The sequence below is a fragment of the Cyanobium sp. NIVA-CYA 375 genome (assembly GCF_056108345.1).
Genome location: NZ_JBSYHW010000219.1, coordinates 1 through 1,177, shown reverse-complemented (window position 1 = coordinate 1,177; position 1,177 = coordinate 1). Strand labels below are relative to the sequence as shown.

Here is a 1,177-nt window from a genome sequence, read left to right as displayed (position 1 = left end):
GGTAGCGCCCCTCCGAGTGGTGTAACTCAGGAGGTCCTGTGACCCTTTCCGGAGGGTGAACAGGAGCAGTCAGAGGATGACTGCTTGGAAGCTGATTGCGCAGCTCCGTTCATCCACTATGAACCCTGATCGCTGAATTTGCAACTCAGCGATCGATGTGTTTTGTGTAGATCGAGGCAGGAGCTGGTGCGCTTCAGCTGGTGATTACTGCCGGCTGGGCGGCCGGATCAGCATCGGTGAGATCCAAGGCCTCTTCTGGCTCCGGGATCTTGGCCATGGTGGCTGCGGAGAAGAAGCGCCGGCGTTCCAGCTGCCATTCCTCCTGCTGCTCCAGCAGCTGGCTACCCACCAACCGCACGATCGCAGCGTCGTTGGGGAAGATGCCGACCACGTTGGTGCGGCGTTTGATCTCCTTATTCAGCCGCTCAAGCGGGTTGGTGCTCCAGATCTTGCGCCAGTGCTCCTGGGGGAAGTGCAGGAATGCCAGCACGTCGTCGCGGGCGGCGTCCATCACGGGCACGGCCGCTGGGAACTGCTTGCGCAGCATCTCGGTGACCCGCTGCCAGTGGCCACGGACCTGATCAGGGGCCTGGATCACAAACACAGCCTTCATGGCCGCTGCCACCATGTCCTGGCCGGCTTTCGGCACATGGCTGAGCAGGTTGCGCAGGAAGTGCACCCGGCACCTCTGCCAGCTGCTGCCCTGGAACATCCGCCTGATCGCTGCCGTCAGGCCCAGGTGGGCGTCCGAGATCACCAGCCGGGTTCCAGTCAGGCCACGCTCCTTGAGGGAGCCGAGGAAATGGCGCCAGAAGCCCTCCGCCTCGCTGTCGCCCACGGCAATGCCGAGCACTTCTCGGTAGCCGAGGGCATTGATGCCGATCGCCACCACGACGGCCCGCGAAACCACCTGCATGTTCTGCCCCAGACGGCCGTGGAGGTAGGTGGCATCGAGGAAGACGTACGGGTAGCGGGCGTGCTCCAACGGCCGGCCCAGAAAGGCTTTCACCTGCTCGTCGAGGCCCTGGCAGATGCGGCTTACCTCCGATTTGGACACGCCGCTGGCGCCGCCCAGCGCCTCCACCAGGGCATCAACCTTCCTGGTGGAGATGCCGCCGGTGTAGGCCTCCATCACCACGGCGTAGAGAGCCTTGTCCACCCGGCGGCGTGGCTCGAG

The 1,177-nt window shown here is 64.1% G+C and carries 1 protein-coding gene; it reads right to left on the bottom strand.

All coding sequences use genetic code 11. The annotated features are described in order from the left end of the window. Positions 1 to 193: 193 nt before the first annotated feature. On the bottom strand, positions 194 to 1,177 hold a 984-nt coding region (locus AC01FP_RS17675), incomplete at its 5' end, for an IS256 family transposase (RefSeq protein WP_474482039.1).